At 57.2% G+C, this 26,232-nt stretch carries 23 protein-coding genes, 1 tRNA gene and 1 pseudogene; 10 read left to right on the plus strand and 15 right to left on the minus strand.

What is annotated here, in order from left to right:
* Positions 1-25: 25 nt before the first annotated feature.
* The gene (locus ACP8J1_RS00115; RefSeq protein ID WP_023020215.1) at positions 26-763 is read right to left on the minus strand and encodes a hypothetical protein; all 738 of its coding nucleotides are present in this window, start codon (positions 761-763) and stop codon (positions 26-28) included.
* A gap of 281 nt (positions 764-1,044) precedes the next feature.
* Here ACP8J1_RS00115 and ACP8J1_RS00120 point away from each other — a divergent pair, with 281 nt between their 5' ends.
* Both ACP8J1_RS00120 and metE read left to right on the plus strand, forming a co-directional pair.
* Positions 1,045-1,977, plus strand: coding sequence for a methylenetetrahydrofolate reductase (locus ACP8J1_RS00120; protein WP_023020216.1), 933 nt, complete (start codon positions 1,045-1,047; stop codon positions 1,975-1,977).
* Entirely contained in the window at positions 1,964-4,234 is a 2,271-nt protein-coding gene (metE, locus tag ACP8J1_RS00125) for a 5-methyltetrahydropteroyltriglutamate--homocysteine S-methyltransferase (protein WP_023020217.1), read from the plus strand. The genes ACP8J1_RS00120 and metE overlap by 14 nt, the downstream gene beginning before the upstream one ends.
* 48 nt (positions 4,235-4,282) lie before the next feature.
* Here the strand turns inward: metE and ACP8J1_RS00130 are convergent, their stop codons facing one another.
* Positions 4,283-4,921 (minus strand): DedA family protein, encoded by a 639-nt coding sequence (locus tag ACP8J1_RS00130; RefSeq protein ID WP_023020218.1) that lies wholly within the window; start codon positions 4,919-4,921, stop codon positions 4,283-4,285.
* Between the two features lie 142 nt (positions 4,922-5,063).
* Between ACP8J1_RS00130 and ACP8J1_RS00135 the strand changes: the two genes are divergently transcribed.
* Positions 5,064-6,701 carry a dihydroxyacetone kinase family protein gene (locus tag ACP8J1_RS00135; RefSeq protein WP_023020219.1) on the plus strand — a complete coding sequence of 546 codons (1,638 nt, stop codon included), beginning with the start codon at positions 5,064-5,066 and terminating at the stop codon, positions 6,699-6,701.
* Here ACP8J1_RS00135 and ACP8J1_RS00140 read toward each other — a convergent pair.
* Positions 6,661-7,320 carry an HAD family hydrolase gene (locus tag ACP8J1_RS00140; protein WP_034659790.1) on the minus strand — a complete coding sequence of 220 codons (660 nt, stop codon included), beginning with the start codon at positions 7,318-7,320 and terminating at the stop codon, positions 6,661-6,663. The genes ACP8J1_RS00135 and ACP8J1_RS00140 overlap by 41 nt on opposite strands.
* Positions 7,321-7,389: 69 nt before the next feature.
* On the opposite strand from ACP8J1_RS00140, the gene ACP8J1_RS00145 reads away from it, so the two are divergent.
* The 3 genes from ACP8J1_RS00145 to ACP8J1_RS00155 all read left to right on the plus strand — a co-directional run bounded on the left by ACP8J1_RS00145 (position 7,390) and on the right by ACP8J1_RS00155 (position 10,443).
* Entirely contained in the window at positions 7,390-7,920 is a 531-nt protein-coding gene (locus tag ACP8J1_RS00145; RefSeq protein WP_034656094.1) for a peptidylprolyl isomerase, read from the plus strand.
* Positions 7,921-8,028: 108 nt separating this feature from the next.
* Positions 8,029-8,682, plus strand: coding sequence for a rhomboid family intramembrane serine protease (locus ACP8J1_RS00150; RefSeq protein WP_023020221.1), 654 nt, complete (start codon positions 8,029-8,031; stop codon positions 8,680-8,682).
* Positions 8,683-8,988: 306 nt separating this feature from the next.
* Positions 8,989-10,443, plus strand: a complete 1,455-nt coding sequence (locus tag ACP8J1_RS00155; protein ID WP_023020222.1) for a phytoene desaturase family protein — start codon at positions 8,989-8,991, stop codon at positions 10,441-10,443.
* On the opposite strand, the gene ACP8J1_RS00160 is transcribed toward ACP8J1_RS00155, so the two are convergent.
* The 9 genes from ACP8J1_RS00160 to ACP8J1_RS00200 form a co-directional block, all read right to left on the minus strand.
* Complete coding sequence (locus ACP8J1_RS00160) at positions 10,394-10,960, minus strand: hypothetical protein (RefSeq protein WP_023020223.1); 567 nt, start codon at positions 10,958-10,960, stop codon at positions 10,394-10,396. The two genes, ACP8J1_RS00155 and ACP8J1_RS00160, sit on opposite strands and share 50 nt — an antisense overlap.
* A 74-nt stretch (positions 10,961-11,034) precedes the next feature.
* Positions 11,035-11,304 carry a cell division protein CrgA gene (gene crgA / locus ACP8J1_RS00165; RefSeq protein ID WP_005326260.1) on the minus strand — a complete coding sequence of 90 codons (270 nt, stop codon included), beginning with the start codon at positions 11,302-11,304 and terminating at the stop codon, positions 11,035-11,037.
* A 64-nt stretch (positions 11,305-11,368) separates the two neighbouring features.
* The gene (gene pknB, locus ACP8J1_RS00170; protein ID WP_023020224.1) at positions 11,369-13,327 is read right to left on the minus strand and encodes a Stk1 family PASTA domain-containing Ser/Thr kinase; all 1,959 of its coding nucleotides are present in this window, start codon (positions 13,325-13,327) and stop codon (positions 11,369-11,371) included.
* 3 nt (positions 13,328-13,330) lie between these two features.
* The gene (locus ACP8J1_RS00175) at positions 13,331-14,776 is read right to left on the minus strand and encodes a serine/threonine-protein kinase (protein ID WP_023020225.1); all 1,446 of its coding nucleotides are present in this window, start codon (positions 14,774-14,776) and stop codon (positions 13,331-13,333) included.
* A complete protein-coding gene (locus ACP8J1_RS00180; RefSeq protein WP_023020226.1) occupies positions 14,776-16,206 on the minus strand; it encodes a penicillin-binding transpeptidase domain-containing protein in 1,431 nt (476 codons plus the stop codon). Before ACP8J1_RS00180 ends, ACP8J1_RS00175 begins: the two co-directional genes overlap by 1 nt.
* Positions 16,203-17,555, minus strand: a complete 1,353-nt coding sequence (locus ACP8J1_RS00185; RefSeq protein ID WP_023020227.1) for an FtsW/RodA/SpoVE family cell cycle protein — start codon at positions 17,553-17,555, stop codon at positions 16,203-16,205. The genes ACP8J1_RS00180 and ACP8J1_RS00185 overlap by 4 nt, the downstream gene beginning before the upstream one ends.
* A gap of 3 nt (positions 17,556-17,558) precedes the next feature.
* On the minus strand, positions 17,559-18,923 hold the full coding sequence (locus ACP8J1_RS00190) for a PP2C family protein-serine/threonine phosphatase (RefSeq protein WP_023020228.1): 1,365 nt from the start codon (positions 18,921-18,923) through the stop codon (positions 17,559-17,561).
* Positions 18,920-19,372 carry an FHA domain-containing protein FhaB/FipA gene (locus tag ACP8J1_RS00195; RefSeq protein WP_005329668.1) on the minus strand — a complete coding sequence of 151 codons (453 nt, stop codon included), beginning with the start codon at positions 19,370-19,372 and terminating at the stop codon, positions 18,920-18,922. Before ACP8J1_RS00195 ends, ACP8J1_RS00190 begins: the two co-directional genes overlap by 4 nt.
* A 25-nt stretch (positions 19,373-19,397) precedes the next feature.
* Positions 19,398-20,231, minus strand: coding sequence for an FHA domain-containing protein (locus ACP8J1_RS00200; RefSeq protein WP_005326268.1), 834 nt, complete (start codon positions 20,229-20,231; stop codon positions 19,398-19,400).
* A 209-nt stretch (positions 20,232-20,440) separates the two neighbouring features.
* Here ACP8J1_RS00200 and ACP8J1_RS00205 point away from each other — a divergent pair.
* Positions 20,441-20,528: transfer RNA gene (locus tag ACP8J1_RS00205), tRNA-Leu, on the plus strand.
* Between the two features lie 525 nt (positions 20,529-21,053).
* On the opposite strand, the gene ACP8J1_RS00210 is transcribed toward ACP8J1_RS00205, so the two are convergent.
* On the minus strand, positions 21,054-21,419 hold the full coding sequence (locus tag ACP8J1_RS00210) for a VOC family protein (protein ID WP_023020229.1): 366 nt from the start codon (positions 21,417-21,419) through the stop codon (positions 21,054-21,056).
* Between the two features lie 73 nt (positions 21,420-21,492).
* On the opposite strand from ACP8J1_RS00210, the gene ACP8J1_RS00215 reads away from it, so the two are divergent.
* A complete protein-coding gene (locus ACP8J1_RS00215; RefSeq protein ID WP_198010440.1) occupies positions 21,493-22,503 on the plus strand; it encodes a helix-turn-helix transcriptional regulator in 1,011 nt (336 codons plus the stop codon).
* A gap of 524 nt (positions 22,504-23,027) precedes the next feature.
* On the opposite strand, the gene ACP8J1_RS00220 is transcribed toward ACP8J1_RS00215, so the two are convergent.
* Positions 23,028-23,504, minus strand: coding sequence for a MarR family winged helix-turn-helix transcriptional regulator (locus tag ACP8J1_RS00220; protein WP_005323677.1), 477 nt, complete (start codon positions 23,502-23,504; stop codon positions 23,028-23,030).
* A 101-nt stretch (positions 23,505-23,605) separates the two neighbouring features.
* Here ACP8J1_RS00220 and ACP8J1_RS00225 point away from each other — a divergent pair, with 101 nt between their 5' ends.
* The gene (locus ACP8J1_RS00225) at positions 23,606-24,076 is read left to right on the plus strand and encodes a cupin domain-containing protein (protein WP_005323679.1); all 471 of its coding nucleotides are present in this window, start codon (positions 23,606-23,608) and stop codon (positions 24,074-24,076) included.
* A 159-nt stretch (positions 24,077-24,235) separates the two neighbouring features.
* Positions 24,236-25,332: pseudogene (locus ACP8J1_RS00230) on the plus strand (MFS transporter).
* 181 nt (positions 25,333-25,513) lie between these two features.
* On the opposite strand, the gene ACP8J1_RS00235 reads toward ACP8J1_RS00230, so the two are convergent.
* On the minus strand, positions 25,514-26,014 hold the full coding sequence (locus ACP8J1_RS00235) for a hypothetical protein (protein WP_023020232.1): 501 nt from the start codon (positions 26,012-26,014) through the stop codon (positions 25,514-25,516).
* Between the last annotated feature and the right edge of the window lie 218 nt (positions 26,015-26,232).

Here is a 26,232-nt window from a genome sequence, read left to right on the forward strand (position 1 = left end):
GTGGAAAGCGTATTTATTCTTTGGTCTACAGGCGGTGCTTGCCCTCGTTTTGGTGGTCATCGGTGATGCGGGTGGTGTCGGCCGGCTGAGCTGCTTCTTCTTCGCGGTGCTTGGCCAGCTGTTCGTCGATGGAACCCAGCAGTTCCTCATCGCGTACAGCGCCTTCCTCAACGAGGTCAGACTGGGTGTCATTCTCGCTGGTGGAGGTGTAGACCAAGGTGGACTCAGGGGCGGTGTGGGAGGCGGACTGGAAGTCATCCACGCGCGGTGGGGTCTGGGATGGCTTGTCGTTGGAGCGCAGCCAGTAGTAGGCGGCACCGGCCGCGGCGGAAAGCACAGCGATAATGCCGGCGAAGATCCAGCCCTTGGAGGACTTCTGCTTCTTCTGTTTCTTGGCTACCTTGGCGGACTTCTTCTTGAGGTTCTTCTGCGCCTTCTGAGAATCCTTCTTGGCCTGCTTGCGGGCCTTCTTAGCCTTCTTGGTGGCCTCTTCCTTGGCGTCGTTCAAGCGCTCGGTGGCGTCCTCGCGGTAGTTGTTGAACTCTTCTAGGGCACGCTCGAGGCGGGAGTGTGCGGCGCGGGTGACGGCGCCCGCTTGGCGGCGGGACTCGGCGAAGCTGCCGTTATCGCGCTCGTCCATCTTCTGCGCGGCCTCCTCCAGGGCGGTGTAGGCTTCGCGGGACTTTTCTTCGCGGTAGTTGTTGAACTGGCTCCACAGGTTCGATGCGGTCTTGAAGGCCACGTTCAGTGTCGTGGGGTTCATGGGGTGGAACACTCCTTAACTCAGATTTATCAATTCGCTTTCACCCAGCATAGTGACGTGTCGGGTGGTGTACCACCGTGAGCGCGAAGGCGTGCAGGGGGAACGTGCCAGAAATAGACCGCTTGGTTCAGAATGTGCGATTATTATTCAGCCAATTTTTCGCCAACCTCGCAGTTTGCAGGCTTGCAATGGTAATACCATTGCAAAATCGCTACCGCGCAAACTGAACAGCTTGGTACGTTTTCTCAACATACCGACGACGACCAGCAAAGGAGGTGACCATGAGCCCGCGACTTTCGGCTTCCGCGCCCTTGGATTATGAAAGCGAAGAGGAGTCCCATGTGCCTGAGCGCCTCGCCCTTTCTTTCGAGGTAATCCCACCGCGCCACGATGCCGATGCCGCCAAAATCGACCGCTTATTAGAGGTGCTGGAAAGCTATCACCCCGATTACATCGCTGTGACCAGCTCTCAGCGCTCCGGGTGGTTGGAAGGAACTGCGGCCTTCATCGAGAAGATCTCGCAGAACACTTCCATGCGTCCGCTGGCGCACCTGGCGTGCACGGCCGGCTCGCGCGATGAGCTCATCGGGTGGATTAATCGCTTGGTAGATGCTGGCGTGCGCGGTCTGCTGGCCCTGCGCGGCGACCTCCCCGAAGGGGGCATGCCAGAGCACTACCTCCAGCATGCCGATGAACTGGTTCGCCTCATCCGTGAGTTGGAAAGTCACCAGGCGGCCCGCTTTGCCGCCGGCCGCCTCGCGGTAAGCGTGGCGTGCTACCCCAGCGGCCATGCCGAATCCAAGAACGAGGACGAGGACTTCGACGTCCTGCTTAATAAGCAGCGCCTCGGCGCGGACTTTGCCATCACCCAGCTTTTCTTTGACGCCGAGGATTTCCTCCGCTTCGCCCAACGGGCGGAGTTGGCCGGGGTGAAAATCCCCCTCATTCCGGGGATTATGCCCATGACCAGCCTGCGCCGGTTGGAGCGAATGGGCCAGCTGTCCGGGCTGACTGTACCCGAGAGGGTGCGCACTCAGCTCGCGGCAGCGACAACCCCAGAAGAGGAATACGAAATCGGCATGGAGCTTACCGCCCAATTGGCCCGCACCATCGTGGCCGGCGGCGCGGACGGCCTCCATATCTATACCCACAACAATCCCGACATTACCCAAGACCTGTTATCTCGAATCGGAGTAAGCAATGACGAACACTAACTTCCCCAAGGCGACAATTGAGGGCTACCCTCGCGTCGGCGCTAACCGCGAACTCAAGCGCGCGCTGGAATCCTACTGGGCCGGCCGCATCGATGCGGAAACCTTCGAGTCCGCCGCACATTCCCTGCGCTTGGACACCTATAACCGCTTGCGCGACCTCGGTCTTACTGAGGACTATGCCATTCCTGCCGACGTCGCTTACTACGACCAGGTGCTCGAGACCGCACTGACCGTAGGCGCCGTAGCCGGCGAAACCTTGGATGATGAGTTCACCTTGGCCCGCGGCAATAAGGACACCGCGCCGCTAGAGATGACTAAGTGGTTCGATACCAACTACCACTACATCGTCCCGGAAATTGCTGATGGCCAGGACTTCAAAGCGCACCCACAGCGCGTTATCAAGCTGGTGGAAGAAGCCCGCGCAGCAGGCCACACCGTGCGCCCATACCTCGTCGGCCCGGTTACCCTGCTGGCCCTGTCCAAGCAGGCCGAGGGCGCTACCAAGTCCCCGCTCGACCGCCTGGATGATGCCGTCAAGGCATATCAGGAGGTACTGGCCGAGCTGGATAAGTCCGGCGTGAATTGGGTACAGCTGGCTGAGCCTGCCCTGGTAGCGGACCTGACCATTGCCAACGATGAGGAACTGGCCGCCCACACCAAGCGCGCCTACGAGGCCATTTTGGGCGCGGACAACCGCCCGCAGGTCTACCTCACCACCCCGTATGGCTCCGCGCGCAAGGGCCTTGACGTTCTGGCGGAACTTAAGCCAGAGGCCGTCCAGGTGGATCTTTCCGTGGGCACCCTGGCACTCGATGAGGGCTACCTTGAGCGCGTGAAGAAGCTGAACTCTCACGTGGTTGCTGGGCTTATCGACGGCCGCAATGTCTGGGCCGCCAACCTACGTGACCTGCGCTCCAAGTACGAGGACCTAGAGGGAAGCCTTGACTCCCTCTCCGTGTCTACCTCCGTATCCCTGCAGCATGTGCCGCACACCGTGGAGGCAGAAACCAAGCTGCCTGCCGACGTCGCTACGTGGTTCTCCTTTGCTAACGAGAAGGTCAAGGAAGTCGTAGCCCTCTCCCAGGGTCCGCTGGAGGCACCGGAGGCGTACAACATCAGCGACCGCGCAGTGCGCACCCGTGCTGACTCTGAGCGTATCCACAATGCGGCGGTGAAGGCGCGCATCGAGAAGCTGCCGGCCGGCGAGGTCAAGCGCGAGCCTGCCTTTGCCGAGCGCAACGAGGCGCAAAAGGAACTCGGCCTGCCGCAGCTGCCGACTACCACCATTGGTTCATTCCCACAGACCAAGGAAATCCGCCAAGCGCGTGCGGCGCACCGCAAGGGCGAGCTTTCCGACGCCGACTACAACTCCGCCCTCAAGGATGAGGTCAAGTCCGTCATTGAGCTGCAAGAGCGCCTCGGCCTCGATGTACTCGTGCACGGCGAGCCGGAGCGCAATGACATGGTCCAGTACTTTGCTGAGCTGCTCGATGGCTTCGTAACCACCGAAAACGGCTGGGTCCAGTCTTATGGCTCCCGCTGCACCCGCCCGCCAATAGTCGTAGGTGACATCTCCCGCCCGGCTGCGATGACCACCGAGTGGTCCAAGTACGCACAGTCGCTCTCGGAGCACCACGTCAAGGGTATGCTCACCGGCCCGGTGACGATCCTGGCTTGGTCCTTCGTTCGCGATGACGTGCACCAGTCCGTCTCCGCGGACCAGCTCGGCGTCGCGTTGGCGGATGAGGTCCGTGACTTGGAAGAGGCCGGCATCGACATCATTCAGATCGATGAGCCCGCCCTGCGCGAGCTGTTGCCTTTGCGTGAGGAAGACCGCAAGGCCTACCTGGATTGGGCCGTGCGCTCCTTCCGCCTCGTTGCACTCGAGGCCAAGCCGACCACCCAGATCCACACGCACCTGTGTTACTCCGAGTTCGGCCAAATCATCGATGCCGTTGCCGGCCTCGATGCCGATGTCACCTCCATCGAGGCGGCCCGCTCCCGCATGGAGCTGCTGGAGGATATTGACGAGACCTTCCACTCCGAGATCGGCCCGGGCATCTACGATATCCACTCCCCACGCGTGCCCTCCGTGGCGGAGATGGCCGAGCTCATCCGCGCCGCGCTCAAGCACGTACCGGTCGAGCGCCTGTGGGTTAACCCGGACTGCGGCCTTAAGACTCGCGGCTACGAAGAGACCGAGGCCTCCCTACGCAATATGGTTCTGGCCCGCGATGAGGTACGTGATTCCCTCTAAGTCCTCTTAGCCTCATAGAATCCCGGCTGGGAAATGGGCAACTTGCCCTTAACTGGCCGGGATTTCGCGCTTTGCTTTGCGGCGCTTGTTGATCCACCCGATGATCATTGGCAGCACAGAAATTGCCACGACGATGAGCATAATGATGTCGATGGAGTGGGCGATGCCGGGGATACCGCCCAGAAGTACGCCGACGAGCAGCATGGAGCCTACCCAGCCGATGCCGCCGAGGATATTCCAGCGCAAGAAGGAGGAGTAGCCCATTTCCGCGGTGCCGGCGGCGAAGGGGACGAAAGTGCGCACGATTGGTACGAAGCGGCCCAATACGAGGGCCACCGGGCCGTGACGCTGGAAGAAGTCTTCTGCGCTATCGAGGTGCTCAGTGCGCAGGACGCGGGCATCGTCCTTGAAGAGTTTGCGCCCGAAGCGGCGACCCAAATAGAAGCCCACTTGGTCGCCTGCGAAGGCAGCCACTGCTGCTACGACAAAGAGCAGCCAGGCATTGATGTCTAGCTCGTGGCGCAGGATTGCGGCGGTAACGAGCAGCGAATCGCCCGGCAGGAAGGGGAAAAGCACGCCGGATTCGATGAAGATGACCACGGCTACGCCGAGCAGAATATAGGGTCCAAAACTGTGGAGCAGGGAGCCTGCATCCATAAGGTTGTGGAGGGAGGACAAGAAATCCATGTGTGGATCCTTTCGTAGTGCTTTCTTTAGTATCCTCTGCACATTGCGAAAATGCTGCGAATCAGCTGGGTGTCCGAATGGAACCGGTATGTTTCTTTTCTCGTCTTGGCTTTCGGGTAAGAAACATCACTAGCGTGGGAGTATGAATCACTCCGCATTCCGCAATAGCCAAGACACCTTCCTTTCTGATGCCCTTGCCGGGCTCATCGCCAACCACCCCGATGCCTGCTGGCACGACGTCGGATTCATCGGCCGCACCACATCGCTGCGCACCGAAGACGGTGATCCAGCAGTGGCGGTGATTTCCGGTGGCGGTTCCGGTCATGAACCGATGCACGCCGGCTTCATAGGCCAAGGCATGCTCGCTGCGGCCTGTCCGGGACTGCTGTTTACCTCCCCCAACGCGGTGCAAGTCAGCGAGGCCACCCAGTGGGCTGACCAAGGCAGGGGAGTAGTCCACGTGGTGAAAAACTACACCGGAGACGTCATGAATTTCACCGTCGCTCGCAATGCTGCCGAGGCGGTAACCACGCGCACGGTGTTGGTAGCCGATGATCTTGCCACTGATGGCCACGAGGATGGCCCCGGCCGTCGCGGCACGGGGGCAACCATCCTGGTGGAAAAGGTCGCAGGCGCTGCTGCCTACCGCGGCGACGACGTGGATAAGGTTGCTGAATTAGGGCAGCGCACTGCGGATAATTCTCGCAGCATGTCCGTGGCGTTGGGTGCCGGTTTTATGCCGACTACCGGCCGTGAGACCTTTGATCTTGCAACCGGTCAGATGGAGGTGGGAGTGGGCATTCACGGTGAGCCGGGCACGCATACCGAGCAGGTAGATAGCGCGAGCGCCATCGTGAATCAGGTCCTGGATAAGATCGTGCCAGCCCTTGAGCTGGGTCAAGGCGATGAAGTGGTATGCCTGGTCAACGGCTTAGGCGGCACCACCCCGCTGGAGCTGAGTTTGCTCTTTGGTGAGGCCGCCGCGCAGCTGGCCCAGCGAGGCGTCACCGTAGCTCGGTCGTTGGTGGGTTCTTATGTCACCGCGGTCAATATGCACGGTGCTTCCTTTACGCTGCTTAAGGCAGATGCGGAGCTGCTCGAGCTTATCGACGCCCCCACTGCCGCCCCTGCCTGGCCCCATGCCCTGGGCCGCGCGAAGGCGGTAGAACCCGCCACCATCACCTTCCAGGATGAACTTCCTACCGAGGGCGAGGAGAACCAGTGGCTCACCGCCTTTGTGGAGCGTCTCCAAGCCTCCTTCGAGGCGCTTACTGAGCTGGACCGCAAAGCCGGCGACGGCGACTTTGGCCAGAACATGGAGGCGGCCTTCGGCGGCATTGAGCTCCCCCTGCGCGGCAGGGATACCGAGATCTTCACCGGGCTGGCCAAGCGCCTGCTCGTCCTCGCCGGTGGTACCTCCGGCGCTGTATTCGGCACGCTCTTTAATGAATTGGCTCGGGCGGAGTCGCTGGCGGACGGGCTCAATGCAGCGGCTGAATTAATCCACGAGCTCGGCGGCGCCCAGCGCGGTGATCGCACCATGCTAGATGCCCTCATTCCGGCCGCAGAAAAAGCCCGCGAGCTAGGTGCGAAGGATCCGGACGCGGAGACCTTGCAGGAGCTTTTCGACGCCGCCCATGCCGGCGCCCTCGACACCGAGGATCTCGCGGCAAAGAAAGGCCGCGCCTCCTACCTGGGAGATCGCAGCAAGGGCGTTATCGATCCGGGCGCCATCGTGGTCAGCTGGCTCTTTGGGGGAGAACCTCTCTCAGCGCACTAAGCGAGCTGAGATCTCCCTTACCGGTACGATCGAGGTGGAGCGCATGCAGACCCGCTGTGCGAGCTCCCTGTACGTCGTTGGCCAGGGAATCGCCCACCATGAGCGTGTCTGCGGGGGCCACTTCGAGCTGGCGGCAAGCAGCGAGGTAGGCCTCCCGCTGTGGTTTGGGGCAGCCGAGGTCGACGGTGGGGATGAGGAGGACGTCGGCAAGCGCAAGGCCCGTAGCCTCCAGCTTCGCCTGCTGCATTTCGCGCTCGCCGTTGGTGAGTATGCCGACCTGAAAACCGGATTCGAGGGCCCAGGTGAGGGTGGGCAGGGCGTCGGCAAAGGCGCGCCATTGCTCCCGGTAGGCGGAAAGATAGCCGTCATAGGCGGCCAGCGCCTCGGCATCGCTCATGTTCCGGCCGAGGAATTCGCGGCAGCGCTCCGCGCGCTGGCCGTGGTGGGAGACCTCGCCGCGCTCATAGGCTTGAAACCACTTTCGTTCGATGGCCGCGAACCGCGCATGCTGGCCCTCGGGCAGGCCGAGCTTGCGGCACCACTGATCCACCGCGTCTCGGGCCGCGCGGGTGTGATCGAGCAAGGTGTCATCCAGATCAAAAAGAAGCGCGCGAATCATGCCTTCAGGCTAGCGCGATCGCTGACAGCGTTATGTCATGCGCGGCAGGCACGCGTTAAATTCTTTACAATGGCTGGCATGACTCAGAAGACCGCAACTGCAACGATGCATACCAACTACGGTGACATTGTTATCGATCTCTTCGGTAACCATGCACCGGTAACCGTTGAAAACTTCATCGGCCTGGCCAAGGGCGAGAAGGACTACTCCTCCCAGAACGCAAAGGGCGAGCAGTCCGGCCCGTTCTATGACGGTGCAATCTTCCACCGCATCATCGATAACTTCATGATTCAGGGCGGCGACCCGACCGGCACCGGCCGCGGTGGCCCGGGATACCAGTTCCAGGATGAATTCCACCCGGAGCTGCAGTTCGATCGCCCATTCCTGCTGGCCATGGCTAATGCCGGCCCAGGCACCAACGGTTCCCAGTTCTTTATCACCGTGGCGCCGACCCCGCACCTGAACAACCACCACACCATCTTTGGCGAGGTAACTGACGCTGCTTCCCAGGAGGTTGTATCCAAGATCGCCAAGGTGGATACCGACCGCATGGACCGTCCGCACGAGGACGTTGTTATCGAGTCCATCGATATCGCGTAATCGCCTTTTTCCTCGGGCCCGTCACCGCATTATTCGTGCGGCGGCGGGCTCGTTGCAGTTTTCCCGAGCTATCCACAGCCAGACCCCGCCTAAAGGACTGACAACTTCATGACCATGGTGAGAAACTATGTCCGCGCTACCCCAGCGACCGCGCTCATTGCCGCGGTGTGCATCATCGCTTGGCTGATTACCGCGGTGCAGGCGCGCACGCTAGGAGCCACCTTCTATGATTCCCCGCTCGCAGCGGATTGGGGCCTGTGGGGACCGGATTATCCCTTCCGCCCTCAGACTGCGCTGTCTTCGGAGTTCATGCACCTAGACGCGGGTCACTTGGCGGTGAATATGATCATGCTCTTGCTCATAGGCAGGGAAGTGGAGCGGACGCTTGGCACTGGGTTGTATCTTGCCGCTTATTTCACCTCTTGCCTAGGTGCGTCTGCCATGATCTTGAAATTCGACTTCAATACCCCCACCGTCGGCGCCTCCGGCGCGCTATTCGCGCTCATGGTCATGCTGGTAGGTGCTTATCGCCAGCGCGGACTCGATCTCCGCGCGCCCATCGCCTTGGTTGTGGCGAACGTGGCCTATACCTTCCTGGCCAATGGCGTATCCCTGTGGGGACACTTGGGTGGGTTGTGCACAGGCCTCGTGTTGAGCCTTTTTCTCTATCGAAAAAGCCCTGTCCTTCGTTGGGGCGGTGTTGTTGTGGTGGCCGCGGTAATCCTCGCGCTCTTAGCCCAACAAGCTGGGTTTTGGGGATAACTGTGAATTTTGATCACCGGAAAGCATGTGCGAAAGAATTCCACAATGTTTATCCACAATGTGGATAACTACATTTTTGTAATTTACCGAACGCTTTTCCGGAGTTTTCCCTGATCACGCTGGTCTAGACTGTGCGAAAGTAAGAAAATCCGCCTGTGGAAGTCCGTGAAAACAGTTATCCACAGGGTGTTAATAATTGTGTGAATTTCACATTTCACAGGCTTTCTCCACAGCCTGTGGATAACTTTCTTCCCACTGTGTGAGCAAGACTGATAAATTTGGGTACTGACCTGCATAAGGAGCATTGTGGATTATCAACCTCGCGCTGCGATCGTCGGCGCAGGACCTAATGGACTCACGGCCGCGGCGCGTTTGGCCATGGCTGGCTGGAGCGTGGATATCTACGAACGGGCCGGCTGGGCTGGTGGCGCGGCAGCCTCCTCGACGGAGATTTTTCCGGGGACGATTGTGGATCTCGGAGCGGCCGGGCACCCTTTTGGCGTGGCGAGTCCGGCGTTCCACGCCCTTGATCTGGAATCCCATGGTTTGCGGTGGCTTAACGCCTCCTATCCCATGGCCCATCCGTTAGAGGGAGCCCCGGCCGGAATCCTGCAGAGTTCTTTGGCGGATACGGCCGCGGAGTTGGGAGTCGATGCTCACGCATGGACGCGGTTGCACGGACACATTGTCCGGCATATTGATGAGCATGTGGCGAATGCACTAACGCCACTGGTGCGCTGGCCCGATCGCCCCATGCGCTTGGCGCAATTCGGTGCGGCCGGAACGTTGCCCGCCAGTCAGCTCGGCCGAGCGGTCTTGGCTACGCCACAGGCCCGCGCCCTCTTCGCGGGCAGCGCGGTCCACGCGATTACCTCGCCTACGAGGCCATTTACCTCCGCATTCGGCCTGCTCTTTGGCGGGCTAGGCATGACCCGCGGCTGGCCCGTAGTGGAGGGCGGCACCGGCGCTCTTATCGACGCCCTCTTAAACCTCCTCCGTTCCCATCATGCCCGCCTCCACACCGGATGCGAGGTTCGCGACCTGCGGGAATTGCCCGCAGCCGAGGCGATCATTGTGAACCTGACCCCGCAGCAGATCCTGGGGCTACGTGGGCTGGAGCTTCCCAGCCGTGTTAGCCGCAGCCTGACGCGCTGGCGATATGGCAGCGCCGTCTTCAAAGTGGATTTCCACCTCAGCGAGCCCGTGCCGTGGACCGACTCGCGCGTGGGCCAGGCCGGCACCGTGCATGTGGGAGGCACGGTGGAGGAGATTTGTAGGGCAGAGGGGGACGTCGGCAAGCGGCGCATGCCCGAGCGACCCCTAGTATTGGTCTGCCAACAATACGTGGCCGACCCTTCCCGTGGGCTTACGCTGTGGACTTATGCGCACGTCCCGCGCGGCTATGCGGAGTGCTATCCGGGTGAGGTAACCGAGCTGATTACTGCGCAGATCGAACGCTTTGCCCCCGGTTTTCGGGATACCATCCTGGCTACCCACGCCACTAGCCCAGCCGAGCTGGAGCGGTGGAATCCCAACCTGGTGGGCGGCGATATTGCCGGCGGATCCATGACTGGGCTGCAAACTCTCCTGCGGCCACGCCTTTCGCCCCATCCGCATCGCCTCGCTCCGGGAGTATATATGGCCTCCAGCTCCGCCGCTCCCGGTGCTGGAGTGCACGGTATGCCGGGATGGTGGGCCGCCGAGGAAGCGCTCAGCGGGTGGAAAGGCGGCGCTGCCAGAAAAAGAGGCCCGCGCCGATGAGCCAGAGAGTCGCAGCGGCGAAGTACCCAGGGATGGTCGTGGTGCGGGGCAAGTAGGACCTGCCTGGGACGAGCCCTGCTATGACAGGCTCGATGAGGAAGCCCAGGACGGCGAGATAGTCGAACCACCGGAACTGGGCCGAGGCCGCGCCGGCCAGCCCCAATACCGGTCCAGAGAGGAGAGCCAGGATAAACCACTGGGCGTTGTACTCAAATGCCTCCCGCCAGTTGTACACACCGAAGACCACGAGCAAGGCGTAGTGCACGGCCAGCATCAAAACGATAATTCCCGTACCGGCCAGGAGAGCCTTTAGCCACCGGCCCGAGAATTTCTTGCCTATGAGGTAGCTAAAGATTCCCCACACCATGCCCGAGCCCAGGACGTTGCCTAGGTAGTTGCGCACGGAAAGCCGGAGGGGAGCGGCGCCGGTGAGTAGGGTGGTATCGGAAAACGCGATGTGAACAGCCGCGTAGGCCACAGAAATGATGAGGCCAGCAGCAAAAATGTGGCGAGACATGTGGCTCCTAGATATGAAAAACCCTCGCCACCTACAGGAAGCAGGGAGCGAGGGAACAGGCTGGGAGGTCTAGCTTAGCGCCACCCCATGGTCATCAGCAGGCCGATGATGGCCAAGCCAAAACCGATGCCATAATTCCAAGCGCCGAGGTCCGCCATGAATGGGATGTCCTGGCCAGCGAGGTAATTGACCACGAGCCACAGCAAGCCGATGACCATCAGGCCCAGCATGATGGCTACGTACCACTTCGGGGTGCCCTCCGAATTGATCTTGACGGGGGTGCGGTTGGTAGCAGAGCTCGAGGTAGGGACGGAGGAGCTCTGAGAAATCTTTGACTTCGGCATAAGATACCTTTTCTAGATTTAAGTTCTTATCTAAGTTCGTACTGAGACCTTAGGATACCAGCAGCTATGGCTGCGGCAGAAGTGCAGCGGGGTCGAAATTCCACAGGCGAACCTCAATGTTTTGATCCTTACGCATGGTATCGCCTGGATTCACAGAGGCCCAGCCAATCTTATTGTTATCCACCAGTGCGCCGGTAGGCACGGGCTCACCCGGCACTAGCTGGCCAGTCCAGCCAGCCGCGCGGAGTTCATCTTCGGCCTGCTTCTGACTCTGTCTTACCAGGTCAGGAGCCTTAAAGAGCATGCCATTGGAGACCTCAACGGTGACCGGCTTGCCCTTTTCCAGCTCCGCGCCCTCATTGGATACGCTCAGCACCGTGCCCTTCGGCTCCAAAGAATCGACCTCGCGCACGTCTACATCAAAGTCATTGGATTCGAGGCGGCTTTGGGCATCTTCTACATTCATGCCGGAAACATCGGGTACGCGCTTCTTTTCGACGCCCTTAGACACCGTCACCCGTACCTTCGATCCCTTGGATAGTTGGGTGCCGCCGGCAGGATCCTGCTTGATGATTTGGCCGGTTGGTGCTTCATCGTTTTCCTCCGAAACGTCGGAGTTGAGTGCCAAGCCGGCCTCTTCGAGGGCCTGGGAGGCCTCGTCCAAGGTCATGCCGGTGATGTCCGGGACATCAGTAATTTCCTTACCGGAGGACACAGTCAACGTTACCGAGGCATTCTTTTGCAGCTCGGAACCCGGGGCGGGGTTGATGCGGATGACATTATTGCGAGGGATATCCGGGTTGGCTTCCTCGTTGACGGTAACCTGCAGGCCCATGTCTTCGAGTTCCTTAACCACCTCATTGCGTGGGCGGTTTTCCACCTCTGGCACGATGATCTTGTCGTGCGGGGCAGATTGGGTCTGGCGTGGCTTTTCGGGATCCTTCTTGTCATTGGAGAAGAAGTCCCATGCGAAGTAGCCCACGATAGCTACCAAGAGGGCGGCCAAGAAGGCAGCCAACCACTTCATCCAGCCGCCGCCCTGCTTCTCATCCTCTTCGGAGGGGCGGGTGGATTGAATCGGTGCGCGGTGCGCTGCCGCGGGGGCCGCAGCGGCACCCACCATCTCGGTAGGCTGCTCGACCTCGTCCTCATTAACATGCATGCGCGCTGCCGCGGTGACCTGTCCATTGCGCAGGCGTTCCAAATCGCCGGCCATCTCCCAGGCGGATTGATAACGATCCGCAGGGTGCTTCGCCATTGCGGTAAGCACCACCGCATCAATGTTGACGCGCTGGGTGGGGGTTAGTGAAGGATCCGCGATGAGCTCCGACGGTGGTGTCGGCTCTTCCTGTACGTGCTGATAAGCAACCGCAAACGGGGTTTCGCCCTCAAATGGGGTCTGACCGGTAAGGGCCTCGTAGAGCACGCAGCCCAGTGCATAGACGTCCGAACGGGCATCCGCATTCTTACCGCGGGCTTGCTCGGGAGAAAGATATTGGGCGGTGCCGATAACGGCGGAGGTTTGCGTCATCGCCGAGGTGGAATCATCCAAGGCGCGAGCGATGCCGAAGTCCATCACCTTCACCTGGCCGGTGTTGGTGAGCATAATATTTGCCGGCTTGATATCGCGGTGGATAATGCCGGCTTCGTGCGAGGCTTGCAGTGCATCCGCTACCGGTTTGAGGATATCCGCCGCTTCCTGGGCGGATAGTGCTCCATCTTCGCGAATGATATCGCGCAGGGTGCGTCCATTGACCCGCTCCATGACGATATACGGGATGGTCATGCCATCCAGCTCGGTTTCCCCGGTGTCATAAACCGCCACGATATTGGGGTGATTCAACTTGCCCGAGTTCTGGGCCTCGCGGTAAAAACGCTCCCGGAAATTGACGTCGCGCGCCATTTCCGGGCGGAGCATCTTTACCGCAACCTGGCGGCCTAGGACAGTGTCTTCGGCGGCATAGACCTCAGACATGCCGCCGGCGCCGATGATCTCGCCTCTCCGATAGCGGTCATTGACCATCGCTTAGTCACCCTCCTGTGTCAGTAAATCAGCCAAGTCTCCGGGGAGCTCATTAGCCTGCGAGTTTACTGGAGTATCCAGCTCAGGTGTGTTTTCAACGTGCGTATCCTGCGGATTCTGTTGCGTCGGTAGGGCCGGGGGCTGCTGTTGGTGGGTGGGCGAGTGGCGCGTGGGTGTCTCACGGTGAGTAGTACGCGGAGTCTCTTCTTGCTCCGTCTCCTGCGGCTCGGTCTCTGTCACCGTCACCGGTGCTGGGGCCTCTTCCGTATCTTCGTCCGGGGTGTCTTGGTGGGTGGTGGTGGGATCGCGGTACTCCGTAACCACCGAGGTTTCCGGCGTGCTGGAGGGTGCGCTCGTTCCCTCGCTATCGCTTAGCTGCTGGTAGGCGAGGTAACCACCGCCGGCCAAGGCCGCGAGGAGCAAGGTGATGCCCAGGCCCTTCAGAAAGGAGGAGCCACCCTTCGATTCCTTAACTGGAGCGGTTCCCGCTGCCGGATGGATCGTGGTGGGTTGGGCAACGTTGCCCAACATCTCCGTCGAGGCGGACGGCGATGGTTCTGGTGCGCGCTGCGCTAGCGGTGCGGACTTGGGCTGTGGCGGGCGCTTGCCCAAGCGGACTGCGGAGATGGCTAGAGTGAACTCGTTGCCATCGGCGTAGCGGGTGGCCGGATCCTTGCGCAACGCAATGCGAATGAGCTCGCGCGCCGGGGCGCTGATATTTGTCGATAGCGGATCCGGCTCCTGATTGATATGCGCCAGGGCGATGGACACGGAGGAATCTCCGGTAAAGGGACGCTTGCCGGCGAGCATTTCATAGCCAACGACGCCGAGTGAATAGACGTCGGAAGCCGGCGTCACATCCTTTCCCTGTGCTTGCTCGGGAGACACATACTGTGCGGTGCCTACCACCATGCCGGTGCGAGTCAGCGGCACGGCTGCGGCTGCCTTGGCAATGCCAAAGTCCGTGATCTTGACCTGGCCATTTTGCGTAATGAGCAAGTTGCCGGGCTTAATATCGCGGTGCACGAGCTCCATGCGGTGGATGATGGACAGGCCATGCGCAGCCTGCTCGAGGACGTCGAGAGCCAGCTCCTCCTGCAGCGTATTTTCGCGCGCCAGCAGGTCTGCAAGGGATTCGCCACGGACGTATTCCAAGGCCATGAAACAGAATTTGCGGCCGTTGTCTTCCAACTCGCGGTAATCATAGGTGGCTACCACGTTCTCGGACTGAATAGATTCGGCCGATTTTGCTTCGTTGCGGAAACGCGAGAGGAACTCTTGGTTATCGGAAAACTCCGGGCGTAGAACCTTGAGCGCGACCTCCCGATCATTGCGGGTGTCATCGGCCAACCACACGGTGGACATTCCGCCGTGGCCGATTACCCACTGCAGCTCGTAGTCGCTGCCAATCAGTGTCTGGAGATGTTCCTTATTCTCGGCGCTATTCATTACTGCTCCCCCTGGTATGCGCGCAGGATAGCGCGGCCAATTGGGCCGGAAACCTTGCCGCCTGTCGCGGACTCACCTAAGTTACCACCATTTTTTACCACGACGCCCACTGCGATATCCCGCTCCGGATCGAAGGCGACGTACCACACGTGCGGGGCTAGGCCCTCGCCATGCTCAGCGGTACCGGTCTTGGAAGCAAAGCCATTGCCATCATATCCAGCGGAGGAACGCTCCGAGGCATACATCAAATCAGTAAGCGTAGCCGCAGTTTCCTCGTTAACCGCCTGGTCCGCCTTCTTTGGTTTGGTGGTGCGGATGTCCTTCATCTGGGCGTCGGTAATGCGATTGACCAGGTAGGGCTGCATGCGGGTGCCCTTATTGGCCACGGTGCCCGCCATAACAGCTGCTTGCAGCGCGGTCATGGTGACATCGCGCTGACCAATGGCGGACTGCGCCGTGGCCGCCCCATCCGGCAAATCGCCCAAGGTACCGGCGGAGGTGGAGACGCCCAAGTCATAGTTTTCTCCCACGCCAAAGGCCTTGGCATATTTGCGCAACTCATCTGCGCCGAGCTGCTCCGACATCTCCACAAAAGCGGTATTGCACGACAGCGCAAAGGCGGTCTGCAGGGTTACCGCATCCTGGCCGTTGCACTTTTGGTTGGCATAGTTAGTCAGCTCCGTCACCGTGTCTGGCAAGGTAATGACATTGGAACCGGTCAAGGTGGAGGAAGGATTAAAACCGTTGTTCAGACCGGCCGCGGCGGTGATGATCTTGAAAATTGAACCGGGAGGTAGCGTTTCTGCACCGGCGTGGTTGACCAGCGGCTGCCCCTCCTGCTCTTGCAGGCTGGCCCAAACATCTTCAGCGGAATCGCCCATCAGATCATTCGGGTTATAGCCAGGGTTGGAGGCCATAGCCAGAATCTTGCCGGTGGAAGGCTGAATGGCAACCGCAGAGCCCTCGTAACCCGGGCCCACAAGCTGATCATAGGCAGCCTGCTGGAGTGCAGGATCGATGGTGACCTCTACATTTGCGCCCTGCTTCGGCTTATCGGCCAGAGCATCGAGCCAGTTTTGCTTCATCAATGAATCATCGGTGCCATTGAGGATGTCATTTTGGGAGGACTCTAGTTCCGAGGCACCAAATTGGCTCGACAGGTAGCCGGTCAAGTTGCCAAAGGCCGGTGAATCAATGGGGTAGGAGCGCGAGTAGGTCTCGTCTGGGTTCTGCGTCGACTGTGCCAACACGGTATTGCCCGCGAAGATCTGTCCGCGCGGGGTGGTCTGCATTTCCATGAAGCCGCGCATATTCCGCGGATTATGGGCGTATTTATCTTCAGAAAAAGCCTGAATCACCGTCAAGTTGACCAGCAAGATGGCCGTCAAAATGATGGCGAATAAGGACACTAGACGGATGGATCTATTCATCGGTGAGCCTCCTGGACCGACGGGAACATGGAGGTATCGCTCGGCGCATTGCTCGAGGTCTCCTGCATGGGGCGACGAGCCGCGTTAGAGATCCGCAGCAAGATCGCCAATAACACATAGTTAGCCATGAGAGAGGAACCACCGGCAGACATGAACGGCGTGGTCAAACCGGTCATCGGCAGCAGGGCGGAAATGCCGCCGGTGACCACGAAGACCTGGACTGCCAAGGTAAGAGAAAGACCGGAAGCCACCAGCTTGCCATAGGTATCGCGGGTGCGCAGCGCAGTGCCAAAGCCGCGGATGGCGAGCATACCGAAAAGCACCAGTACGCCGGCAAGGCCAATGAGGCCGAACTCCTCACCGATTGCAGCAAGGATGTAATCCGAGTGGGCCACCGGAACGAGTTCTGGATGCCCCTCGCCCAAGCCGCTGCCAGAGATGCCACCGGAAGACATGCCGAATAGCGACTGGGAAAGCTGGAAGCCCGTGCCATCATAATTGCCCAGCGGGTCTAGGAAGTTAGAAAAGCGTTGCTGGATTTTCGCGGAGATCTGATAAATACCGAAACCACCTACACCGACGAGGACAACGCCGATAAGCAGCCAGCTCACCCGGCCCGTGGCCATAAACAGCATGCCAAGGACGGTGCTAAACAGCAGCAGCGCTGGGCCGAAGTCATTGGAGATACCCATGATGACGATCGCGATGGCCCAAATGATCAGGATGGGTGCGAGGTCGCGCAAGCGCGGCAGGGAGATACCCAGTACTCGGTATCCCGCCACGGTAAATAGGGAGCGCTTCTGCGTCAGCAGCATGGCAAAGAACAAGATCAGCAAGATCTTGGAGAACTCGCCGGGCTGGATGGAAAAGGGACCCAAGTTTAGCCAGATGCGTGCCTCCACGCCTGGAGGCTGCGGCCATACCAGCGGCAGGGCCAGCAGGACAAGGCCTGCGGCACCCAAGATATAGGAGTAGCGCGTCAGCGAGCGGTGATCCTTCAAAATGGCCAAGACCAGCACGAAGAGCACGAGTCCGACGATGGTCCACATGACCTGACGCACCGCGAGGCCGCTTTCATTCACCAAATCCAGGCGGGCCAGCATGATGAGCCCAATGCCATTGAGGATCGCCACGATGGGCAGCATGATCTGATCGGCATAAGGTGCTAAGAAGCACATCACCAGATGGGCGACGGTAAAGACGCCAATGAAACCGCCAATGAGATAAACCAGGTCCATGGTCAGAGCGTTGTCCTGGGAAAGCTCCAGGCTGACCAGGGTAATAGCGAAGACAATGGCGGCTAGGATGAGCAGGCCGAGTTCGGTCCCTCGGCTAAAAAACTTTTTCACAACCTACACCTCCCGGCAGGTGACGCCAGGCTTGTTTTTCTTGGCATCCTTCTTATCTTTTTGGCTCGGCGCAGTAATACATGGCTTGAGCGCCTTATCGCCCAAATCATTGACTTGCTGCTGCACCTCACCCAGATCACCAGTGGAGAGATGGTCGACGGCGCTGCGTTCAGATTCCGGTAGGTCCGTAACCTTTAGCGGTGCAAAGTCGCCCTTGCACGGCTCGCCGGAAAAGAGGAGCGAATTGCTGTCATTGATGCACACGTATTGGTTCGTGGAGTGTAGTTCCTTGCCAAAGACGGAGTAATCAGCACCCTGTTGGATGGTGATTTCCTGTGCCTCGTTGGTAGCTACGTAATAATTATTGGACAAGAAGTTCTTTGCCCACAGTCCGGCACCGATGACCAGCGCGAGGACGATGAGCAGGGCAAGAAGGACCTTCCAGCCGGTCTTTCGGCCGGAAGTTTCCTCCTCCGCTTCTTCATCAGCTGGCTCGGGGCGCTCCTCCTCACCATCGGCCATGACGGCCGGTGGAATTACTTGAGGCTTGCGGGAGAGCTGTGCCGCCCGCGAGGCGGAAGAATCCGGATGGGTTGGCTCTTCAGTCGGGCCCGCGAGGGCGCCGACGCGGAATGGTTCGTGCTCCTGGGGGCTTTCCTCAGTTACCTCACCGATAACCACGGTGACATTATCCGGGCCTCCGGAACGGATGGCTAGGTCCACTAGGGTGGAGCCGGCCTGCTCAATGCTGCCTTGCCCCAGTGCGGTCTCAATAGTGGAGGCGGTTACCGGATCCGAAAGCCCATCGGAGCACAGCAGGATGCGATCGCCCGGCTTGGCTTCGAGGGTAAACAGGGTTGCTTCGACCGGGCGGCCCGTATAGGCCTTTAGAATGAGGGACTTCTGCGGGTGCGACGAGACGTCGCCTGGGTCCAGTTCGCCCTTATCCACCAGGGATTGCACGTAGGTATCATCCTTGGTGATCTGCTCGAGTTTGCCGTCGCGCAGCAGGTATCCGCGGGAATCACCCACATGGCAGACGCCGAAATCCGTGCCGTTGAAGAGCATGGTGGATAGCGTGGTGCCCATGCCTTCGGTTTCTGGATGGGCCTTGACGTGATCACTGATGGCCTCATTGGCCTGGTCAGCGGCCGCTTCCAGCAGTGCTTTAGTGTCTTCCTGGCCCGGATCTTGGTCCAAGATTTCTAGGTGGTTGACCATCAGCTCGGAGGCAACCTCGCCCGCCGCGTGGCCACCCATGCCATCGGCCAAGATCAAAAGGTGAGGACCGGCGTAGCCTGAGTCCTCGTTGTTATCGCGAATGAGGCCGCGATCGGACTTAGCAAAGAAGTTCAGCTTCAGTGTCATGCGTTCAACCTCACGGTAGTGCGGCCCAGCTTAATTTCGGAGTCCGCGCCGACTACCTCAGGTTGGTCGATGCGCACGCCATTGACAAAGGTGCCATTGCGAGATTCCAAATCTTCTACTACCCATTCGCTACCGCGGCGGAATAGCCGGGCATGGTGGCCAGAAGAATAATCATCGCCCGTGACAAAATCGCAATCAGAGGCTCGGCCCAGCGTGCAATCCTCTAGTGTGCCCAATTCCATGTGGGAGCCTTGCAACGGCCCCTCAACGATGGACAGCTGCTTAATCGCTTCCCGACGCCGCGGTGCCCCCACCTTCTTCGACTGTTGGCGGATAGCACCGGCAGACTTATTGGTATCGCGGCGCATGGCGTTCAAGGCCACCAGGATAAAAATCCAGAGCAGAGCCAACAAGCCGATGCGAAGCGCCAGCATGATGACTGCATCCATGGCGACCTCCCTTCCTTAACTGAACTTAGTAGCTGTGCGAATCAAGGCCCGTGATGCGGACCTCGATGTGGGAATGGCCCATGGTGATCACGTCGCCATCGGCAAGCAGCCAATTATCAATCGGCGTCTCATTCACGGTGGTGCCGTTGGTGGACTGCAAATCCACCAGAACCGCATCCTGGCCGTTCCAGGTAATCTCCGCGTGCTGGCGGGATACGCCAGTATCCGGAAGGCGCAGGTCGGCGTCGTTGCTGCGGCCGATAATATTGGAGCCCTCTTGCACGTGATAGACGCGCGAGGAGCCATCCTGCAGCATCAGGTTGACTGCGGGGCCCTGCGGCTGCGGGGCGGGTTGACTATCTGGAGCAATGAAAGCGGTAGTTACCGCGTCATCAGCCGTATTCTCGTGCTGCTCGGTCATCTGGTCCTCCTGACCATCAAAGTCGTGGAAAATAGCCTCAAAACCGGTCTCTTCCGTGGGCTCGTGATCAATAAACGAGGACACGCGAAGCTGACCCGTGCGCAAACCAGATTCCTCCGCCACACGCACAATCACGGGGCCCGCGAGGGACCATCCGCTATTGCGAATGAAGCGCGACAACTGGTCTGCACAATCGGCCGGCAAATTGCGATCCTGCGACAAGTTCTCCAAATCCTTGGAGGAGACACCTACAGTCATTACGTTCGGACTATAAAGGTTGTCATCGTCGCCGCGCGCGAGATTGTCCTGAGCTTCTTGCTTCAAAAGCTCATCAATTTCCGCGGGAACGACCTTGCCGCCGAAGACAAGGGCCATGCCGTTATCAAGGCCGCGTTGCATGGCGGAGTCCAGCTTCGCCAGCTTTTCTAAAAACGCCACGAGCCATTCTCCTTTCCACCATGCAGCGATCAGTAGCGATCAGTAGCGATCAGTATAGTTTGTTCACCCCCTCGAAACGTAGATGGCGACGCGAAAGTTCCCAGAAATTTCGCTGCTCCTTCCCCGAAATAGTTTATTTTTCCTGCCGATTTGTAGTTCTGAGCAGCATTCGTGGTATCTTTATCAAGTCGCTAAGACATCCACACCCTGCCCGGGTGGCGGAATTGGCAGACGCGCTGGCTTCAGGTGCCAGTGTTCGATAAGGACGTGCGGGTTCAAGTCCCGCCCCGGGCACCATGAGCAGTTGTACAAACTGCGACACCGGAGGTAACAAACTCGAAAGGGTTCGTGACCTCCGGTTTCTTTGTATTTCTGAACTTTAGCGGTCGAGGATTGCAAGTGTGGGGATTTACATCCTAACTCCCGCTCTCGGCTGTTAAACTCTTGTTTTCGATGGTGTCAACAAGTCATCTTGCTTGTTATCTTGATCTGACGCCCTGGCATTGGGTCTTAGGCATACTGTGTAGGCAGTCGGTTCGAAGTCGGACGACTTTGCTGGGCTTGGATGGCAAGGTTGAGCGGCTAATTATTTTATCGGGTGATTTAGTAGTTCGTTTGGGGGGGCTGGGGCTTTACGTTTGCGGTATCTCAGCTGGGGCCCATAAGCCAGTCAGTTTTTAGGGATTTGTTGTACGGGAAAGCCGGTGTACTTAATTCTTTCCCGGCTTTAGCTCCCACTTTGGGGCACTTGGAATCCTCCAACTGAGATGTTTTCCTTGGGGTGTTGGAGGATTTCCTAGCTGTTGAATCCCGATTTAAGAATTAATCGACTGGGCTGACGCGGATAAGGTTTCCATCAGGGTCGGCAACTACGAAGGTGCGGCCGAAGACGTCATCGTAGGGTGGCTGCACAATTTGGACTCCTTTTGATTTCCATAGACGGTATGTCTCATCAATGCGGGTTGCCGGTCCATCCAACATCAAACCTATTTCGCTTGTTCGCGGTGCTTGTTTCTCCATGTGGGTGTTATGGCCGGTCCATACAGCAAACAGGACATCCTGTGAAATTTCGAATGCTACATATCGAGGACTGATGAACGATGGCTGCATGTCGAATAAATCGCTGTAGAAGGCAGTCGAGGTCTCGACATCAGAGACATAAGTCAGGAAAAGATTGGGGGTTGGCATTGCCATTCTCCTCTCGGTGAGTGGTGTTGTTTACGTGGCCAAAGCGCATTGGACCAAACAAACCTGACAAGGAGTGTCATATTCCGAAAAATATTGTGGTTCCAGTGATAATTGCGGCATGAGATCGGCGCGACTGTTGTCTATGCTCTTGTTGTTGCAAACACGAGGCCGTGTTACGTCTGCGGAGTTGGCTTCACATTTTGAAGTTTCGCAGCGCACAATACTGCGTGACGTTGATGCGCTCTCGGCCGCGGGGATACCTGTTTATACGGAGCAAGGTATGCATGGTGGGATTGTGCTTGATAGGCGTTCTCGGTTGAATGCTTCTCGATTGGATCCGATTGAGATTCAGCTGTTGAGGATTCTTGGTGTTGGGGCGGATTCACTCGCGCACTTGGGGTTTGGCCAGGACATCGCCTTGTTGCAGGAGAAGTTGAACGCAGTCTCATTCTCTAGAGCATCCGATACTCATAATTTGGAAGAGAAGGTTCTATTTGATTACAGTGGCTGGTTTAGCAATGAAACCCAAAGCGACTTAGAAGGTCTGCTGGAGGCTGTACGGAATGAAGCTCGAATTGAGGTGTTGTATCGCCGAAGTGGGGACAAGAAGCTGCAACGTGCTGTGGCTGATCCTTATGGGCTTGTGCACAAGGGTAGACGTTGGTACTTGGTCGTCGATGTCGATGGGGAACCAAGGATGTTGGCAGTCTCGCGCTTGGAAACCTTTCGCGTTTTAGGTCAAGCTGCTCAGCTTCGTCAAGGGCAAAGTTTGGCAAGGGTGTGGGCGCAGCTCGTTGCAAAATTGGAAGAAGACATGCCTGTTCGTATCACCGCACTTCTTCGAGCGAATAGGCTTGATATGGCATCTCGCATTTTGGGATCACGGCTTATCCACCATGAACCCGTGGACGAAGACTTTGTCCGTATCGTGGTGGGATATGCGGATATTCAGGGGGTAAGGCAATTGCTTCAGTTTGGGGACCATATCTGGATCACTGATCCCCCAGAAGCGGTAAAACTCACTGCTGATCTGGCTAATGAACTTGCGAAACGACATAGTGGGACCACAAGTCCTGGATCATAGAGACCATTGATGGGCATCGGGATACCGTCGTAACACCTCTGCTGAAACGGAAAGAAGTGCGCTAACAAACTAAGAGCCCTCGAGAGTCTGGGGTTGCCCGCAATTTGTGGACACGTAGTGGAGCTACCTAGTGGTGAGGCAGCTATTTCTTTTCTGTTTGTGGTTAGACCAATTCGGTTCTCGAAGTCGACGGGGCTGGCCATCCCGAGTGCTTCAGTGCCGGCGCCGACGGTTGTAGACGACTTCAATCCAGTAGGCAACGGCCTTCCGTGCGGCATCACGGCATCGCCATCATTGGCGACCAGCACTTGTCATTCCGTGTTTGGTGCACACCCGCTTTAGATGGGGCATCGAGGAGGATTCCTATTCATCCTCTCATGGTGAACCTAGGCAGCTAGCACACCGGCACTCCACCGGGGTATTTAAGGACCCAGACTGGGTTATCCCTCCAGATAAGTGAAATCATCCTAATAGCAACGCGCCAGAATGGCTAACCATCTAACCTCGCCAACACATCGTTTCGTTTAGACCGAACTTTCTTTGCTCCAAGATCGTAGCAATTCGAGCAGTTCATCCTGTTGTGTACTGGACAGGTGGTTGAGTGCTTTTCGCTCAGCTGTGGCATGGGCTTCAACGATGGACATTATTCGGTCGCGTCCTTCTGGCGTTAGTGTCAGAGTTTTTCCTCGCTTATCGCTGAGATTTATTTCTTCATCAATGAGTCCTTGCTTCTTGAGCTTGTTAAGTCTTCCGGTAATTCCGGCCTTTGACAGAAGTAGGTCGTGTGCAAGTTGTCCCGGGGTGATGTTTTCCTGGCGGAGGATCGTTGCTAGAACATCGAAGTCGCCTGGAGCTAATTCAGCTTGTTCATGGATGGTCGTCACTTCGTTTTTGATTGCTCTTAACAGATGGGTGAGGCGAAGAGTTGTTTCCATTGCATCCACATCGACGTGGGGATTTATCCTCGCCCATTTGTTCATGGCTGTGGAGATGGGGTCCATTTTGTTCCTTTCGGGTTGCTGAAACTTAGTGTAGCGCTTGACAAAAGAAGTTCGGTAGCGAACTATATAGTTTGTCAGCGAACAATCTATGGAGATTTGAGATGTTAATTTCTGAACCCGAAATAGTGGCAGATGCTTCCTCCTCTCGCCTTCCGAAGGCAAGATTGCTGGTGGATGCCTCGGATGCAAAAGGAAATGTAAGTGTACAAAACATTCAACTTTTTGATGGGGGCGAGGGAGCCGTCCCACATTTTCATAGGATTTCGTGTGAGTTCTTCTACGTCACTAAAGGGGAGCTGGAGTTTTGGGAGGATGGCCAAATTTACCAGCTAGGCGCGGGTGATTGCGCATTGGTTCTTCCGGGAGTTCCTCATGCTTTTGGAGCCGCTAAGGGTAGCGACGCGGATGTACTGGTAACTATCGCACCCGGTGTGGAGAGGTTTGAGTATTTCCGTATCTTGGGCGGGATAGTGAGTGGCAAGGTTCCTGAAGATGAGCTTGCCCGTCGAGAAGATGAATTCGATACGTATTTTGTGGATGCACAAGATTGGAGAGCGCATAGAGGAGGATAGGGATCCAGAATCTACGCTGCTTGCACTCTGGATGAAGGGGGGCGGACTGCGAGTGCCTTAGAGGATTGATTATTGCCAAACATGTCAAATCGGAATTCGAAAGCAGATATGCCAGTCCTACAATTGGCAGGGTTAGCGTTTGCCGCTTTCTTGGCCATAATGACCGAGACCATTCCTACGGGGGTTTTGGTTGATATGGGTGAGTCCTTTGGAACGACAACGGGAAAAGTAGGACAGTTTCTAACCGTTTATGCAGCTGGATCTGTGGTGGCTGCAATACCGGTGATGGCGGCAACTCGAAAAATGCCGCGTAAGCGTCTTTTGGTTATAGCTATCATGGGCTTTGCGTTTTCAACGCTCTCACTGCTATTACTTCGTATTTGTGGTTAGCCTTTTTTGCTAGGTTTCTTGCCGGTATGGCCGGAGGTGTCGTTTGGGGTCTTGTGGCAAATTACGCTCGGAGTTTAGTCAGTTCGGAAAACGAAGGTCGCGCACTTGCCATTATCGGTTTTGGGCAGCCTTTGGCCTTAGCTTGTGGAGTCCCGCTTGGTGCATTAGGGGGTCAACACTTTGGTTGGAGGTTGACGCTTGGCATGCTAACAGTCGCATCCATCGTTTTAGCGTTATGGATTACGTTTGCAGTTCCTTCCCGGCCGGGACCTGTTGGAGATGGCCCAGGAGCCAATGTTCTTAAGAGATCGATTTTGATGCCTGGTGTGATGGGGGTGCTTGTAGCGCTTTTCGGCTGGACAGTAGCGCACAACATGGTTTACACGTACATTCAACCTTTAACCAGTGGTGTGGGAATAGCTCTTGGAATAGATGTTGTGCTTCTATTTTTTGGGATTTCTGCGGGGATCAGTATTTTACTTACTGCTGTCGTTGTAGATAAGAGATTGTTTCTGACTGGTCTAATCTCAGGAGCGTTGATGCTTTTAGGATTCTTGCTTTTGTCGGTACCGGCAGCTCCCAACTATTTTTTCATTTCAGGAATAGTCGTCTGGGGACTGGGATTTGGTGGTGCACCGACAGTTCTGCAGACTGCCTTAGCCAGAAATACAGTTAACTTGGCAGACATTGCACAGTCCTTTTTCGTTACTATCTTCAATCTTGGTGTAGGTATCGGTGGTGCGGTCGGTGGGGCAGTATCGAGTCTTTGGGGTGCTTCTGCTCTTAGTATTGGTGCAGGGGTGGTGTGTGTCTTGGTTTTCGGATTGCTCGTTGTAAGGAGTAGAGATTTTGGAAGGCAGCTTTGAGAGCTAGGCCACACACTTAGGTCGGGAAGAGCAGTCTTCGCTGCTCTCCGCCCAACTTTGCAACAACACCGTTCATTTCGCCCAATCGATGAAAGTCATTAGCACAAACAAAAGTGACCTTAACTAACTGCTCTAGTTAAGGTCACTTTTCTTGCATCATGATTTTACGATTTAATTACGCTCAAACCGTAAACGGACGTCCATAGTCAATGTCCTCATTACTCTTTTCCTGGAACGGAGCTAAAAGGTAGCGGCTTTTCCATGGGCAAGGAACTCTCCACAGATAGTAATCATTACCTACATATCCGTCTTCCCGTTGCACTCCTTCTGTCTCAGGTTGGGGGCGTACAACTCCATTAAACTTTTCGGGGATAAGGGCTCTACGACCTACTGGATCTGTCCACTGGAAATCATGTTCCCATCCTTCGTTAAAAGAACACCCATCGAAATAAACTAATACCTCACTCGGCGAACTGAAAGAATGGGGAAGATTCTCTATCGGAATTTCCTCGTACCAAATGTCATGGTCTACTTTTTTGCCTTCATCAATCCACTCGAGAATCTCTTGCTCATCAAAACTGGCACCTGCAAGAATCTGGATTGCACTACCCTGGATTGCACCACCATGCGAGTCTAGAAGGAAGCGTTTGACGTAGGCGAGATAAATATTAGATATTTGCATTAACCGAGTTCTATCTTTTAAAGGTTGCCAGGAATCTTACATTTAACGCGCGCTGGATTACTATAAGCCCTCGCATAATAAGTTCCCGTTGAGGTAACAATTGTTCCTTCAGTTACCCCGATAAATGAGGTTTCGACGTCTCCAATGCAATCTTGTTCCACTTCACGCGAGGTGTACCTATGTGGAGGATTCTTTCTTTTATCGAATTTATAATCCGG

It is taken from the genome of Corynebacterium sp. LaCa_205 (genome assembly GCF_057458085.1).

Bases quoted from the DNA above. Each gene is read 5' to 3' on its own strand.
- ACP8J1_RS00115 (WP_023020215.1), bottom strand. From the start codon at position 763: ATGAACCCCACGACACTGAACGTGGCCTTCAAGACCGCATCGAACCTG.
- ACP8J1_RS00120 (WP_023020216.1), top strand. From the start codon at position 1,045: ATGAGCCCGCGACTTTCGGCTTCCGCGCCCTTGGATTATGAAAGCGAA.
- metE (WP_023020217.1), top strand. From the start codon at position 1,964: ATGACGAACACTAACTTCCCCAAGGCGACAATTGAGGGCTACCCTCGC.
- ACP8J1_RS00130 (WP_023020218.1), bottom strand. From the start codon at position 4,921: ATGGATTTCTTGTCCTCCCTCCACAACCTTATGGATGCAGGCTCCCTG.
- ACP8J1_RS00135 (WP_023020219.1), top strand. From the start codon at position 5,064: ATGAATCACTCCGCATTCCGCAATAGCCAAGACACCTTCCTTTCTGAT.
- ACP8J1_RS00140 (WP_034659790.1), bottom strand. From the start codon at position 7,320: ATGATTCGCGCGCTTCTTTTTGATCTGGATGACACCTTGCTCGATCAC.
- ACP8J1_RS00145 (WP_034656094.1), top strand. From the start codon at position 7,390: ATGGCTGGCATGACTCAGAAGACCGCAACTGCAACGATGCATACCAAC.
- ACP8J1_RS00150 (WP_023020221.1), top strand. From the start codon at position 8,029: ATGACCATGGTGAGAAACTATGTCCGCGCTACCCCAGCGACCGCGCTC.
- ACP8J1_RS00160 (WP_023020223.1), bottom strand. From the start codon at position 10,960: ATGTCTCGCCACATTTTTGCTGCTGGCCTCATCATTTCTGTGGCCTAC.
- crgA (WP_005326260.1), bottom strand. From the start codon at position 11,304: ATGCCGAAGTCAAAGATTTCTCAGAGCTCCTCCGTCCCTACCTCGAGC.
- pknB (WP_023020224.1), bottom strand. From the start codon at position 13,327: ATGGTCAATGACCGCTATCGGAGAGGCGAGATCATCGGCGCCGGCGGC.
- ACP8J1_RS00175 (WP_023020225.1), bottom strand. From the start codon at position 14,776: ATGAATAGCGCCGAGAATAAGGAACATCTCCAGACACTGATTGGCAGC.
- ACP8J1_RS00180 (WP_023020226.1), bottom strand. From the start codon at position 16,206: ATGAATAGATCCATCCGTCTAGTGTCCTTATTCGCCATCATTTTGACG.
- ACP8J1_RS00190 (WP_023020228.1), bottom strand. From the start codon at position 18,923: ATGACACTGAAGCTGAACTTCTTTGCTAAGTCCGATCGCGGCCTCATT.
- ACP8J1_RS00195 (WP_005329668.1), bottom strand. From the start codon at position 19,372: ATGGATGCAGTCATCATGCTGGCGCTTCGCATCGGCTTGTTGGCTCTG.
- ACP8J1_RS00210 (WP_023020229.1), bottom strand. From the start codon at position 21,419: ATGCCAACCCCCAATCTTTTCCTGACTTATGTCTCTGATGTCGAGACC.
- ACP8J1_RS00220 (WP_005323677.1), bottom strand. From the start codon at position 23,504: ATGGACCCCATCTCCACAGCCATGAACAAATGGGCGAGGATAAATCCC.
- ACP8J1_RS00225 (WP_005323679.1), top strand. From the start codon at position 23,606: ATGTTAATTTCTGAACCCGAAATAGTGGCAGATGCTTCCTCCTCTCGC.
- ACP8J1_RS00235 (WP_023020232.1), bottom strand. From the start codon at position 26,014: ATGCAAATATCTAATATTTATCTCGCCTACGTCAAACGCTTCCTTCTA.